Origin of the sequence: Rhizobium sp. AG855, from assembly GCF_003610655.1 — a bacterium.
GTDB lineage: Bacteria > Pseudomonadota > Alphaproteobacteria > Rhizobiales > Rhizobiaceae > Allorhizobium > Allorhizobium wuzhouense.
Genome location: NZ_RAQG01000005.1, coordinates 206,721 through 220,192 on the forward strand (window position 1 = coordinate 206,721; position 13,472 = coordinate 220,192).

General features: G+C 57.5%; 13 protein-coding genes. 9 read left to right on the forward strand and 4 right to left on the reverse strand.

The features are described 5' to 3' along the window. The first annotated feature begins 20 nt into the window (after positions 1-20). The 6 genes from DFO46_RS20215 to DFO46_RS20240 are packed head-to-tail and all read left to right on the forward strand — an operon-like array spanning position 21 to position 4,441. Positions 21-383, forward strand: a complete 363-nt coding sequence (locus DFO46_RS20215; protein ID WP_110792936.1) for a hypothetical protein — start codon at positions 21-23, stop codon at positions 381-383. Between the two features lie 18 nt (positions 384-401). After that, positions 402-1,676: an aromatic ring-hydroxylating dioxygenase subunit alpha gene (locus tag DFO46_RS20220; protein WP_120278811.1), complete on the forward strand. Its 1,275-nt coding sequence runs from the start codon at positions 402-404 to the stop codon at positions 1,674-1,676. After that, a complete protein-coding gene (locus tag DFO46_RS20225; protein WP_120278812.1) occupies positions 1,673-2,167 on the forward strand; it encodes an aromatic-ring-hydroxylating dioxygenase subunit beta in 495 nt (164 codons plus the stop codon). Before DFO46_RS20220 ends, DFO46_RS20225 begins: the two co-directional genes overlap by 4 nt. Then, on the forward strand, positions 2,167-2,928 hold the full coding sequence (locus DFO46_RS20230) for an SDR family oxidoreductase (RefSeq protein WP_120278813.1): 762 nt from the start codon (positions 2,167-2,169) through the stop codon (positions 2,926-2,928). Before DFO46_RS20225 ends, DFO46_RS20230 begins: the two co-directional genes overlap by 1 nt. Positions 2,929-2,936: 8 nt before the next feature. Further along, entirely contained in the window at positions 2,937-3,905 is a 969-nt protein-coding gene (locus DFO46_RS20235; RefSeq protein WP_120278814.1) for a PDR/VanB family oxidoreductase, read from the forward strand. A gap of 26 nt (positions 3,906-3,931) precedes the next feature. After that, positions 3,932-4,441: a flavin reductase family protein gene (locus DFO46_RS20240; RefSeq protein WP_183041975.1), complete on the forward strand. Its 510-nt coding sequence runs from the start codon at positions 3,932-3,934 to the stop codon at positions 4,439-4,441. A gap of 10 nt (positions 4,442-4,451) precedes the next feature. Here DFO46_RS20240 and DFO46_RS20245 read toward each other — a convergent pair whose 3' ends face one another. Then, a complete protein-coding gene (locus DFO46_RS20245; RefSeq protein ID WP_210210646.1) occupies positions 4,452-4,901 on the reverse strand; it encodes a MarR family transcriptional regulator in 450 nt (149 codons plus the stop codon). 642 nt (positions 4,902-5,543) lie between these two features. Between DFO46_RS20245 and DFO46_RS20250 the strand changes: the two genes are divergently transcribed. Further along, entirely contained in the window at positions 5,544-7,586 is a 2,043-nt protein-coding gene (locus tag DFO46_RS20250) for a methyl-accepting chemotaxis protein (RefSeq protein ID WP_245422676.1), read from the forward strand. Positions 7,587-8,228: 642 nt separating this feature from the next. Beyond that, positions 8,229-9,203, forward strand: coding sequence for a helix-turn-helix transcriptional regulator (locus tag DFO46_RS20255; RefSeq protein WP_120278815.1), 975 nt, complete (start codon positions 8,229-8,231; stop codon positions 9,201-9,203). Between the two features lie 439 nt (positions 9,204-9,642). On the opposite strand, the gene DFO46_RS20260 is transcribed toward DFO46_RS20255, so the two are convergent. The 3 genes from DFO46_RS20260 to DFO46_RS20270 all read right to left on the reverse strand — a co-directional run bounded on the left by DFO46_RS20260 (position 9,643) and on the right by DFO46_RS20270 (position 12,606). Next, positions 9,643-10,212, reverse strand: a complete 570-nt coding sequence (locus DFO46_RS20260; protein WP_120278816.1) for a cytochrome b/b6 domain-containing protein — start codon at positions 10,210-10,212, stop codon at positions 9,643-9,645. 364 nt (positions 10,213-10,576) lie between these two features. Beyond that, positions 10,577-11,932 (reverse strand): HAMP domain-containing sensor histidine kinase, encoded by a 1,356-nt coding sequence (locus DFO46_RS20265; protein WP_245422664.1) that lies wholly within the window; start codon positions 11,930-11,932, stop codon positions 10,577-10,579. A gap of 11 nt (positions 11,933-11,943) precedes the next feature. After that, entirely contained in the window at positions 11,944-12,606 is a 663-nt protein-coding gene (locus DFO46_RS20270; protein WP_110792759.1) for a response regulator transcription factor, read from the reverse strand. Positions 12,607-12,741: 135 nt separating this feature from the next. Here DFO46_RS20270 and DFO46_RS20275 point away from each other — a divergent pair, with 135 nt between their 5' ends. Further along, the gene (locus DFO46_RS20275) at positions 12,742-13,260 is read left to right on the forward strand and encodes a hypothetical protein (protein ID WP_120278818.1); all 519 of its coding nucleotides are present in this window, start codon (positions 12,742-12,744) and stop codon (positions 13,258-13,260) included. Positions 13,261-13,472: the final 212 nt, after the last annotated feature.

The window sequence follows — 13,472 nt, forward strand, 5'->3', positions numbered from 1 at the left end:
ATTTTACAAAGGAACATCCGATGTCTGAACCAACACCCATCCGTACTCTTCTATGCCTCGCCGTTCAGCCTGCCTTTTTCGATCTGCCCTTCGGCCAGATCGGCGGCGTCTGGAAGGCCACCCAGGCCTTCATGTCCGGCGTTGCCAAACTCGACGGCGTGTCGGTGCTCGGCACACTCGATGACGACCAGACCCAGGTCGGCACCTCGCCGGCCTTTCCCTGGACCTGGTACATGCTCTGCGATTTCCCCGACCGGCAGTCAGTGATTGCCGCTTGCAACCTTCTGCGCACGATCGTGGTCGATGAGGAGGATCATCGGCTCTGGAAATACATGCGCGTCGAAGCGCGCATGGGTCGCGCGCTCACCATCCCCGAACTCTGAGAACGGACAGGAGCTGTCATGTTGGACGCAGCAGAAAAATTCGGCGATCTCGACGCCCTTTACTCACCCGAGGCGAAAGTCGCGACCGCGATGTACGAGGATACCGACCTCTTCAAGGAAGAAATGGAGCGCATCTTCAAGCGCACCTGGGTCTGGGTCGCCCATGACAGCGAACTCGCCGACAAGGGGTCGTTCAAACTGTCAAATGTCGGGCTGGAGCCCGTCATCGTGGTGCGTGACCGCAAGGGCGAGGTCAATGTCCTCGTCAACCGGTGCCGCCATCGTGCCGCGACTGTCTGCGAGGTGAAGAAGGGCAAGACCTCGTCCTTCCAGTGCCCCTATCACGGCTGGGGTTACGGCCTGGACGGTTCGCTGCGCGGTCTGCCTTATCCCGAGCAGTATGGTGCGGATTTCGACAAGGGCGCCCATGGCCTGAAGACGCTGCGCACCGAAAGCTACAACGGCATGATCTTCGCCACCTTCAACGACGAGATCGAGCCTCTGGTCGACTTCCTCGGTCCGGGCGTGTGTCGCTACATCGATCTGTTCATGAAGCAGGGCGGCGGTTTCCCGGTCAAGGTGCTTGGTGAACACCAGTTCACGGTGCCGATGAACTGGAAGATCCAGCTCGAGAACACCACCGACGCCTATCATTTCCCGGTCGTGCACAAGAGCTTCATGCAGTCGCTCGACGGCGATGCGGAAGAAGCCTTCAAGTTTCTCGACACCGGCAAGGGCTATGTCGAGGATCTTGGCAACGGCCATTCCGTGATGGTGATGATCCCCGAGCGCATCGACCTCGACGAGCATCTCAACGATCCGATCGAGGAGCGTTTCATGCCGCTCGTGCATGAACTGCGCGAATATGGATACCCGGAAGACCAGGTGTTGAAGATCGTGCGGGCTGTCGGCGGCGCGGGCTTCAATCTCAATCTGTTCCCAAATGTCTCCCTGTCGCTGGCATTCTTCCGCGTGTTGACGCCCATAAACGTCGAGCGAACCGATATCCGTCATATCGCGCTCGGCATGGATGGCGGCCCGGCGGCAGCCAATCGCGCCAGACTTCGCCTGCACGAGCACTTCCAGGGCCCCATGGGCTTTGGCTCGCCCGACGATGCCGAAGTTTGGGAGCGCGTCCAGCGCGGCACGAAGGGGGGCGAAGATCTGCCCATTCTCGTGAACCGCGGCCTTGTCGATGAGCAACCCGGCGAGCGCGGCCCGCGCGGCCACATCAGTGCCGAAACGGGTATGCGTGCCGCCTATCACATGTGGAAGAGGATGATGTCGGTATGAACATGATGGTCAAAACCACGGATCTGGCGCTGCTACAAAAGGTCAGTGCCTTCCTTTGGGCCGAGGCGGCGCTGCTGGATGGCAAGGACTATGACGCCTGGCTCGCGCTCTGGATTCCGGAAGGCTTCTACACGCTGCCGATCGGCGAGGGTGATGATTTCGACAATCAGTTGAACCTTTGCCATGACAACGACCGGATGCGGCGCGACCGTATTCAGCGCTTCCAGCAGGGCTTCTCGATTTCGTCGGCACCACCGGCACGCACCATCCGTACCGTGTCGCGTTTCGTCATCGACGCCGTCGAGGGCGATACGATCACGGTCTCAAGCGCCGAGCAGGTGGTCGAAGACAAGTTCGGCCGTCAGCGCATCTGGGCCGCCAATGTTCGCCATGTGCTGGTCGCCTCTGGCGAAGGTTTCAAGATCCGCAACAAGGTGGTGCGTCTTCTCAACTCGGATGGGATGCTGAACTCGTTCAGCTATTTGTTCTGATGCCGGCGCCGCTTCCTGAAAAGATCCAGACAGCGGTCGTCACGGGTGCCGCTCGCGGTCTCGGTGCCGAGATTGCCCGTGCGCTGCACCGCGCAGGCTTTCGCGTCGTCATTACCGATATGGACGCGGAGGCGGGGGCAAGCCTCGCCTCCGAACTCGACCTCGCCGGCGAAACGGCCGTGACCGCGACGCTCGATGTGTCGAAGCCCGAGGACTTCCAGGCGGTGCTCGATCGGTGTGTCGAGCGCTGGGGCTCGGTCGAGGTGCTGGTCAACAATGCTGCCCGCACGGCGGTCAAGCCGCTGCTCGACATCGATCCGGCGGACTTCAACGCGGTGCTGGCCACGAATGCCGGCGGCACTTTCGCCGGCAGTCAGATCTTCGGTCGCCATTTCAAGGATCGCGGCTTCGGCCGCATCGTCAATCTGGCCTCGCTTGCGGGCCAGAATGGCGGCACGGCAACCGGTGCGCATTACGCCGCCTCGAAGGGCGCCATCCTGACGCTGACCAAGGTTTTCGCCCGCGATCTCGCGCCGTTCGGCGTGACCTGCAATGCGATTGCTCCGGGGCCGATGGATACACCCATGGTCCGCTCAGTGATCACACCTGAGAAGATGGCGGGTGCGCTCGCCAACATTCCGGTCGGCAGGCTCGGCGATCCCGTCTTCGTGGCCGAACTCGTTGCTCTTCTGGCCGGGCCGACGGCCGATTTCGTCAATGGCGCCTGCTGGGACGTCAATGGCGGCATTTACATGCGGTGAGGTGAGACATGACTTCGAAAGGCTTGACCCTGAAAATAGCCGAACGGCTGGAAGAGCCCGGCAATATCCTGCGCCTGCGGCTTGCGCGCCCGGACGGTGCACCTCTGCCGAAATTCGAGGCGGGTGCGCATCTCGACCTGCGGCTCAATGACGGCAAAGTCGACCTGTGGCGCCAGTATTCACTGTGTTCGGACCCGGCGGATACGGGGTTCTACGAGATCGGCGTGTTGCTCGATCCGAAGACACGCGGCGGCTCTGCTGCCGTTCACAAGCTTGCTCTGCCGGGCGTGACTTTCGAGGTCGACGGTCCGCGGAACCATTTTCCGCTCGCCGAGACCGCGCAAAAGACCGTCCTGTTCGGTGGGGGAATTGGGATAACGCCGATGCTTGCCATGGCGCGTCGGCTGCATGCGCTCGGTCGGGATTTCGTGCTGCACTACTGCACGCGTTCCCATGCCGTCACGGCGTTTTGCCAGATCATCGCGCATGCGTCCTGGAAGGATAAGGTCGTCTTCCACTTTGACGATCAGGCCGTCGAGCAAAAGCTGGATCTGACCCGTGATCTGCCCGCTCCGGCGGCCGATACGCACCTTTATGTCTGCGGGCCGCAAGGTTTCATGGACTGGGTCATTTCCGGTGCTGAGGCGGCCGGGCATGCGTCTGCAAATATTCACCGCGAGTATTTCAGCGCCGATGTCGACACAACCGGCCAGAGCTTCGAAGTGGAGGCGCGCCGCTCCGGCATCACGGTGACGATCGGCCCCGCTGATACCATTGCCAAGGCCCTCGCCCGGGCCGGTGTCAAGGTTGAGGTCAAGTGCGAGGAGGGGGTCTGCGGCACCTGCGTGACCGACGTCCTGGAGGGGACGCCGGACCATCGCGACAAGTTCCTGACCGACGACGAACGGGAGGAAGGCACAATGATCTGCGCCTGCTGTTCGCGGTCCTGCAGCTCGAAATTGGTCCTGGATATTTGAGGCGCCGACGCGCCAAGGAGGAGAGAATGACAATAGCTCAGCCGACTGAAGCCGCCTTGACCTTCCGCGAAGGCATGAGCCGCCTCGGAGCCGCGGTAACCCTTCTGACATCGGACGGCCCCGCTGGCCGCCAGGGCATGACGGCCTCCGCCGTCGTGTCCGTGACCGACAGCCCTCCGACGCTGATCGTCTGTGTCAATCGGGGCATTCGCTGTCACGATCTCTTCGTGGAAAACGCTGTCCTGGCCGTCAACGTGCTCGGCGGCCGGCATCAGGATCTGTCGCGCCGCTTCGCCAGCAAGGATATCGGGGATCGCTTTGAAGGCGCTGACTGGGTCACACTTGCGACCGGAGCCCCGGTGCTCAACGATGCCGAGGTCGTCTTTGACTGCCGCATTGTCGATGTGCGTTCAGTCGGGTCCCATTCGGTGCTCACCTGTGAAGTGGACGCCGTAAAGCTGCATTCGGATCAGCCGCAGGGCCTGATCTGGTTCGGTCGTCACTTCCACCACCTGGAGGCACACGTGGCCCGCTGAAGTGTTTGGGCTACATGCGTTTCAACTGGCTGAACACTTTTTCCAGAATGGTGTTCAGCACGTCCATTTCTTCGTTGCTGACCGAGCGGAATGCGAGTTCGAAGATGTCGCGAACTTCGGCGAGCGCCAGAGCACCCATGCGTTCGCCGTCGGCCGTCAGGCTCACTTCCGTGGCCCGCGCATCCGTCGGTCGCACGCGGGTCGTGACGAACCCGTCTGCTATCAGACGCTGTACCACTTTCGTGGTCGTATTGAGCCGCATTGCAGAAAATTCTGCAATTTCGGAGATCGACAGGTAGGTGTCCTCGTGCAGCGACATCAGGACACGCCAGCGCGGTGCATCCATACCCATCGGCTTCAACCGCTTTTCGAGTACCTGCACATAACGCTGATCGACGCGACTGATCCAGTAAAATGGCCAGGTTCTTTTCGCGTGTGGTGTCGCACTCTTGGCGCTCAAGGAAACCTCTCCATTTTCGGCCCAAGGCCCAAGGCCCAGTTGTCATCATCTTCACGGTAAATTTAACTTTATTCTAGTGGCTCGCTTCTCGTCAACGGGGGTTGTCATTCGTCGGCCACCAACCCACTCGCACGATCTCAGGCACCTCAAATTTGCAATTGAAGCCCGGGGTTAAGCGTGACAGCGGCTATGTATCTCTGCTCTCCCGCCCTGAAACCGCCGCGCGAATGGAAGCCACGTTTGACAATGGATGGTTTTCTCTATTCGACATCATGGGTGTCTTGCACCAGCTGCAAAGCCTCAAATCATCAGCCGATGCAGACTATACTCTCGGTGCAGAAAAGCGGTTTATGCAACTCAATCAAAATTTCCAAAACAGCGTTGACGCGCACATTTTGCCCGCAGTACGCATACAATTTTACCCGCCATTAACCGGTGTCTTAACGTTGGAGCGTGATCATATCAGAATATTCGAACATGGATTCGGAGCGTTGACTGGATATATAATTCCGGATTTTGCTAGCAAAAGCCGAATAAAATATCTGTGCAGTCACATCAGCTGTCGGAGGAAATGATTCCTCCAATTTTCTTGGACTTGGCGGAGGCATGAAGCTCCCGATCAATACTATTAGGGCTTCGCCAATGACTGTATTCTCAATTTCTCGTCATATCGGTCGCAAGATGACCCTTATGTCTATCGTCGGCATAATCATGGTAGCTGTTATGCTTTCCACCATATGGATCGGCTTTGAAAGTGTTAACAGGGCTTCGGACTTCGAAACAAGTCAGCAGAACATTGCACGTTCGCTGGTGGAGGCGAAAGCGTCGATCCGCGGCATGCAAATAGGGGTCCGGGACCTGCGTCTAGCCGAAAATTCCAAAGTGCTGGATGCGGCGATACAATATGTTTCCGACCGTCAGCAGTCAGCCGATCGGTCTTTGTCAGCAGCAAGGGCATCGATGACACTTGAGGCGAACATCGCTCGGGTGGATCGGCTCACTGAGCTCAAGTCGAAGTGGGGCAGTCTCTTCCAGCAAATGACTCCGGTGGTGAAGAAACAATTGCTTACGGATGAGGATGATGCAGCTTTGGAACGCCAAGAAAACGATCTGCGTGACCTGATGTCGCCCTTGATGGATGAGGTGTCCAGCCTCATCGATGAGTGCGTCAAGGTTGCCAAGGATCGTACGACATCAGCAACAGCAGAACGTGAGTCTGCGGTTTCCATGGCAACTACCCTTAGTCTTTGCTTTGGGGTCGCTGTTGTGATGACGTTGATTGGAGCAGCGCTTTTTGGAGCGAAGTCTATCGCCACGCCAATCGCCCGACTTACCGACAGCATGTCGAGACTGGCTGAGGGAGACTTGGCAATCGACATCCCATTCGGCAACAGAAGTGACGAAATCGGCCGCATGGCCGCAGCGGTCGAAGTTTTCAAGGAAAACGGAATCAAGGTGCGCGACCTCAATGCGCAAGAGACAGCGCTGCAAGCGAAGAGTGCAGACCTGCAGTCGAGTATTGCAACTGTCGTTGCCGCCGCCGTTGCTGGCGATTTTACAAAGCGCATCGCGAAGGACTACCAAAATGCCGACTTGAACCGTTTCGCCGCGAGCGTCAATGAGTTGGTGAATTCGGTTGAGCGAGGCATCGAGGAGACACAGCGTGTGATTGCATCGCTTGCTGATGGAGACCTCACAGAGGAGATGCGTGGCGAATTTCAAGGTGCTTTCGGTGACCTGCAGAAGAACGTCAACAACACCATGGAAAGCCTGAGATCCGTGCTCGGTGAGGTCCGCAACGCAATAGACACAATCAACGGCGGAACCGGCGAATTACGTACGGCTTCGGATGACCTGTCAAGGCGCACGGAACAACAGGCTGCCTCCTTGGAAGAGACTTCCGCCGCGCTTGAGGAAATCACAGCTGCTGTGAAAAGTTCTACCGAGAGGGCCCTCGAAGCAAGCCATATGGTTGGAGAAGCCCGCTCCAGCACAGATCAGTCTAGTTCAGTGGTCAATGAAGCAGTCTCGGCAATGGGCAGGATCGAACAGGCTTCGGGAGAAATCGGCCAGATTATCAATGTTATCGACGAGATTGCGTTTCAGACTAACCTGCTCGCTCTCAATGCTGGCGTGGAGGCCGCTCGAGCGGGTGATGCAGGGAAGGGTTTCGCTGTCGTAGCACAAGAAGTTCGGGAACTCGCCCAAAGGTCAGCAACAGCAGCAAAGGACATCAAAACACTGATCAACCGCTCGAGCGGTGAGGTTCACATCGGTGTAAAACTGGTGACTGCAACTGGCGAAGCGCTGATCTTGATTCAAGGGCATGTTGCAAAGATCAATGACCACGTACATTCCATTGCCATCGCCGCAAAAGAGCAATCAACTGGGTTGGCGGAGGTCAACTCTGCTGTCAATCAGATGGACCAAGTCACGCAGCAGAACGCAGCAATGGTCGAAGAGTCGACAGCCAGCACTAGCCGTCTGGCTGACGAGGTGAATACCTTGGCAAGGCTCATTTCTCGCTTCAAGCTTCACGTCGATTCACGCCCTTCTGTCAGACCCGGCTCGACCGCTCTTGGAGGCGATGTTCCGGCGTCTGCGCGCGAAATGCATCGAAAACTGCACATCGCCATGGCGGGACGCGGCGGTCACAACACCGAAAAGCAATGGCAGAATTTCTAGGAGCGAAAGTTGACCTAGTGAATTCCGCCGGATTCCGGACCTGCAAAGGTAAAGTGCTGACACCGGCAGGCCGAAAATAGCGAAACCCACAAACCGCGCAGGTAGTACTCCGTCAACAGAGCGCTACCTGCGCTGGTGTATTTGCCGCCGTCAAACGTTTGCCGTTACCAGTCTCAACGAGGAACTTCCTCATTCTACGATCGGATATGACGTCCCGATCACCCTACACAATCCGCGTGGCCGACCAGGCAGCCACCGTCATACGAATGAATAACGGTGTTGGTTTCGCCTAGGCACGAGGTTGAAATACCAACCTCCTGACAATCCAACGGGAGCTGAAAGGACCCTGTAAATGTGGTGTGATGACCCCGGGTGCTTAGAACTACCAGTAGACTTGGTTCTACCCGTCATGGCGGTGGCCACTTGAACGTGAATGTTTTTTGCGCATCATTGTTTAAGAATACGGCGCACTGCAGTTTGACCGGCACAAGCTGGATCCAATTCGTCGGCCGCCCTATTTGTGTCATTTGAAGTGAAATCCAAGCCTGCCAACAAGGGACGACGATCTAGCAAGTAAATGTCGCTCGAGGATTTTGCTAGGTCCAAAACACCGGCGGTCGCGACCGAGCATGGAGATGTAAGTTGAGGTCCCAACTGCCGAGTACAATTTCTATCGAATTCGATGATCCAGACAAAGCTTCAAAGGTACTGAGTTCTCCCTACGCCGGTGTGACAATTGATTCCGCGCAGGCCGCATCGTTTCATTTGGAGGTATCGGCGCTGATGGGGCGATCGCTCCAGGTTTACAAAACTAAATCCAATACGGGCGTTCAGTTTACATGCAATGAGCGCTTTGATGGGTACACGCTCAATCGAGTGCAAAGAGGCAGCCTGCATTCAGTCTCGGGAAAGAAGAAGTTTGTGGTCGCCCAGAATGCTCCGCTCCTGATCCATGCGAGAGAAGTTGATCAGAACAAGGTGGCACCAGGGGCAGCTTTCATCGGGGTCGCTTTGCATACGGCAACGCTGAACCAAGCACTCACAGAACGTCTGTCCGGGGTGGCATTTACCCCACTTCAGTTCAAGAATAAGTACTTTCCTGAACCTGTCGCGAAAGGCTACGAGTCGCTCTGCGATCTCCTGATTTCGGGAACCATGAGAGGTGGCTTTCTTGAGGCGAATCCTATGGCCGTTGCCGACATAGAGAGCGCCATTTTAAATTGTATCCTTTTTGGGATTGAAAATAATTACACAGCACAATTGAACAGTGGTCACATCTCAGCGCCAAATTTGGTTCGAGACGCGATCGATTATATGCACGCACAATGCATGACTCCTATCGGCCCTTCGGACGTTGCACTTGCCATGGGGGTGAGTGTGAGGTCTCTTCAACTGTCCTTCCAAAAATGGTTGGAAACGACGCCAAGCAACTATCTTCGCCGCGTCCGGTTGAACAAAGCGCGCGATGAAATCATGAGCGGCGAGTTGGTCAGGATCGGCGACGTTGCCAGGAAATGGGGCTTTCTGTCTCCCGGTGAGTTTTCGAGAATATACTTGGAGACTTTTGGAGAGCTCCCGAAGGACACAAAAAAGTGGAAGAGATTTGACTATTTCTAAGAGGGTAAGTGGTGGGGTGAATGCCCAATTCGGTCGATGCTAGCGTCTGATGCCTGTGTTTCAGCATGGAAAATTGACCAAAGTAGCGGGATGATCGACGTCGAATTTCTGACCCTCGTCGGATTTATCTGACCATCCGCCTTTTCACGGCGCATGGAGAGTGAGTTGATACTATTCGCGGGCGTCCGACGGGCCTTCGATGTTCAAGATTGGTCGATGAAGAAGCTCGCCCGCGAGCTTAACCTGAGCCCCAACTTTCCCTCCAGTTTTCAAAGGATCAGAGCAGTTGTGCTGGTGCTTTACACTTGACGAACGGCCGGGGCATTCGACATGCCCCACGATGTGGCCGACGTCTGGAATTTTATCGCCGGCCTGGTCGTTGCAAGCCTGAAGGCCTTGTTCGCCACCGCGCTGCCGCATCCAGCATCCCGCTGGGCGTTCAAAGCATGCGTGGAAGAACGTCGGTCTCGCCGTTCCTATCCTGCAGTCGATGCTTCACGGTGCCCGCAATATGAAGGGCAATGCACAACAGCAGGATATAGGCGGAATATCGGTGTAGCATCTGGAAAGCCGCAAATGCCCCATCGTTCTTCGGCAGGATCTCCGGTACGTGTGAAAGAAAGAAGAACGGAACGCCATCGCCATCCGTGAGACTGCTCGACATGGCGTAGCCCAGCATCGGGGTCAGCAGCGTCAGGGCGATGATCAGCCGATGAATCCCATGGGAAAGCAATTTTTCCAAGGGCTTGAGCGCTGCGGGCGTGGTCGGTAACGTCGCTTGATGACGCCAGCGGAGTACCAAGTGTACGAGCGCCAGAAGCCAGGCCAATAGGCCGAACTGCTTGTGGCCGGGGTACAGGAAGCCCGCGACAGGGTCGTGCTCGGCCCGGCCGGTCATATACCAGCCGCACGCGATCAAACTCAGGATCAGAACTGCCCTCAACCAGTGCAAGATACGGAGTAAAGCGGGATATTTCTCACCCTGGGGCGTCCGAATTTGTTCTGTCATGTGGGCTCCACGTTTCGTCTGGCTAGTCTCCCATGGACTGGTTGCAGTCGGATGTTGCGGTTCAGCGGAGGCGATGTGGAGATTGCGTGGAGAAGAGTAAGCTTTGGTACTCGCCATCGCTTGGCTGGATTTGAGAATTGGAGCACGTCGGTCGCTCCGACTTGTGATGTGGTCGAAGGTGGTATGACCCGAGCTTTCAGCGATGATCTGCGTAGCCGCAATTGTCTGCATCAACAGATGGCATGTCGGCGCATTTGGAAGACTTCAACCATGCCGACGCGGCTGCCATTGCCGCGATCATGATGCTCCTTTCGCTTGCCATGCCCGTCCTGACACCAGAAACCCGGCTGCGGACGGGCGTAGATCATGTCGATGGCGGAAGCGCGCGTGGCAACGAAACCAGGCAGCGAAGCCCGCCAGACGCGGCTTTCGAAAGGTGAATCGATCCGCCATAAAGCTGCGTGAGCTCACCGGCGATTGCCAATCCGAATCCGTCACCCGGAACGGTCTCGTCCAGGCGCTTTCCCGGGAGGAAGGCGTCTGAGATCGTTGCCGCCGCGATGCCCGGACCGTCGTCTTCGACGACGATCGCGAGTGTGCTGCCTTCCGTTCTAGCGGAGATTGTGATCAAGCCCGTCGCCCACTTGAACGCATTGTCGATCAGATTGCCAAGGATCTCATCAACGTCCTCTTCGGCACATGAAACGGAGATTTCTGGATCCATGTCGCAATGGACAGCAATACCTCGATCGGAATAGATCCGTGTCATGACAAGCAGGAGATCGTCGATTCGAGGTTTGATCGCCGTTCTCAGACCCGTTCCCCCTGCAGCGGTTTTCCGGGCGCGGGCAAGATGATGGCGAATGCGGCGATCGATCCGGTCGACCAGGTTGCGCATTTCGCCGTCAGGGTCGTTTCCGGGATGGAGCGCGAGCGAAAGACTTGTGACGGGCGTCTTCAGGCCATGAGCAAGATTGGCAAAGTGCAATCGCGTGTCGGCGAGTCGCTTCAGGTTCTGATCGACCAGGCGGTTGATTTCCTGCGTCACTGGCTTCAACTCTTCGACTTCGATCTCTGGGAGGCGCTGCAGATTGCCGGCCGTGATATCCGAGATGCTGGAGGTCAGCTGTCGAAGTGGGCGTATACCAAAGCGGACCTGTAGCAGGGTCCCAGCCACCAAGACGGTGCCCAGCAGCGTCATCACGGGGATCAACCACAAAAGCGCGCGCCTGGCGGGGGCGGTCAGTGCCGATTGTGGCGCTGTCACTGAGATCTCAACTGTTTTGCCGTCGATGTCGGCCGAGGCGACACGCAGGTAGAGTTCTTCTCCCTGGAATGGCATGTGATCGGTCGGCTGGGGTGCCCCACTCAAGACGTGCCGCCAGTCCAGCGGACGAGGGGGGCTATCGATGGTTTGACCAGCGAGTGACCTTGACGCGATCCGCATCTGGCCGTTCGAGACCTGCCAATACCACCCCGCGCCCGTACGGTCGAACGGCGGACCGTCTAACGAGGTTCTAAGAGCCAATTTTCCGTCCGCGTCTACGAAAAGGTTCCCTCGCAAACCCTCGATCTGGGTATCGAGTCGCTGATCGATCTGCTCACGAACGACGCCTGCGGCGATCAGATAGAGAATGACCGAAGCAAAGATGACGGTCGCCGTGACGAAAACGAGCGAAAATACGACCAGCCGCTTCGATATCGACGGTCTCTTGAACAAGCCGAGACTATTCATGACGCGGCCGTCAGCATGTAACCGCGTCCGCGAACCGTCTCGATCAACTCAGCCCCAATCTTGCGACGCAGCCTGGCAACAATGACCTCGATCGAGTTGGAATCAACGTCGGCATCGCCCTCATAGACCCTCTCGATCAACTCGCGCCGATCAACGACAACGTCCTTTCGCAGCATCAGGCAGGATAGAACCCGCCATTCGAGGGCTGTGAGCTTCAAAGGCAAGCCGCTCAGTTCGAACGTGCCGAGCTGTGCATCGAATGCCACTGGCCCGCACGTGATCTTCGAACTGGCGTGGCCGGCCGAGCGCCGGACGAGTGCGCGAAGCCGCAGCACCAGTTCCTCGACCTTGAAGGGCTTGGTGAGAAAGTCGTCCGCCCCGGCCTTGAAACTCTCGACCTTGTCAGGCCAACCGTCACGCGCCGTCAGGATCAGCACCGGAAAGGTTCGGTCAGCCGCACGCCACGCTTTGAGAACCGAAACGCCATCGATTTTGGGTAATCCCAGATCGAGAACTGCAACATCATAGATTTCGGTCAGGCCGGCATGCTGTGCATCCTCGCCATTCTGGGCGATATCGACCACAAAGCTCTCCGCCCGCAGGGTTGCGGCAATTCGCTTGGATAGGTCGGTATCGTCTTCGACAAGAAGCACGCGCATCTGGGGTCCGTTTCTGTCTGGAGATCGCCCATTCTTAAGTCAGCAAGGCTTAACTCAACCTGAACCGCAAGGTTCAGGTCCGTGGTGGTACCACACTGATAGAACTCTCCTGTCAAACCAGAACAGGAGATGTTCATGTCAACCCTCGACCAAAACGTACCCGACAATCATCACGAGGCCGAGGCCGGCAAGCCCCCGCACCCCAAGCCTCCGCATGGGCATCGGTCGCGTCGTCTTGCGGCATTCGGTATTGCCGCTTTTGCAATTCTTGCGCTCGGAGCTGCCGCCGGTGCTGGCGCAATGAAACTGACGCGCCCCAGCATGGAGCTCGCCCCCATGACGCCGGTCGCGATTTCGGCCATGCCGGATTGGAGCTTGGTGACCGTCAAAGGCAAGGTAGCTGAAGTCTTCGGCAACAAGTTCATCGTCCAGGACGACAGTGGGCGCGCTCTGGTCGAGACCGGGCCTGCCGGCGAAGGCAGCAAGCTTGTCGGTGTCAATGAGGCCATCAGCGTCCAGGGTCGCTTCGAGCGCGGCGTCCTGCACGCGAGCTTCATTGTTCGCCAGGACGGCAGCGTCGAGGCACTCGGACCGGCCGGAGGACCGCCGCGCCACGGTCCGCTGGACGATTTGCCCGGCCACGGCAAACCGTAACGCATCTATCGGTCCGATAGCAAAAACTGGCCGCCTGGAACTTTGTCATCCGTTGCCCGTTCCCGGCGGCCATCATTTCCACACCAACATGAGCAAGCGAGACGGGCATGCAGGGCACAAGGAAAGGCTTAACCGACCGATCGCTGGTAGCGCTTGCGCTTTGAAACCCTGCTTGGAAACAAGATGAATGCTGCAGCGATTCCCTTGGCCCT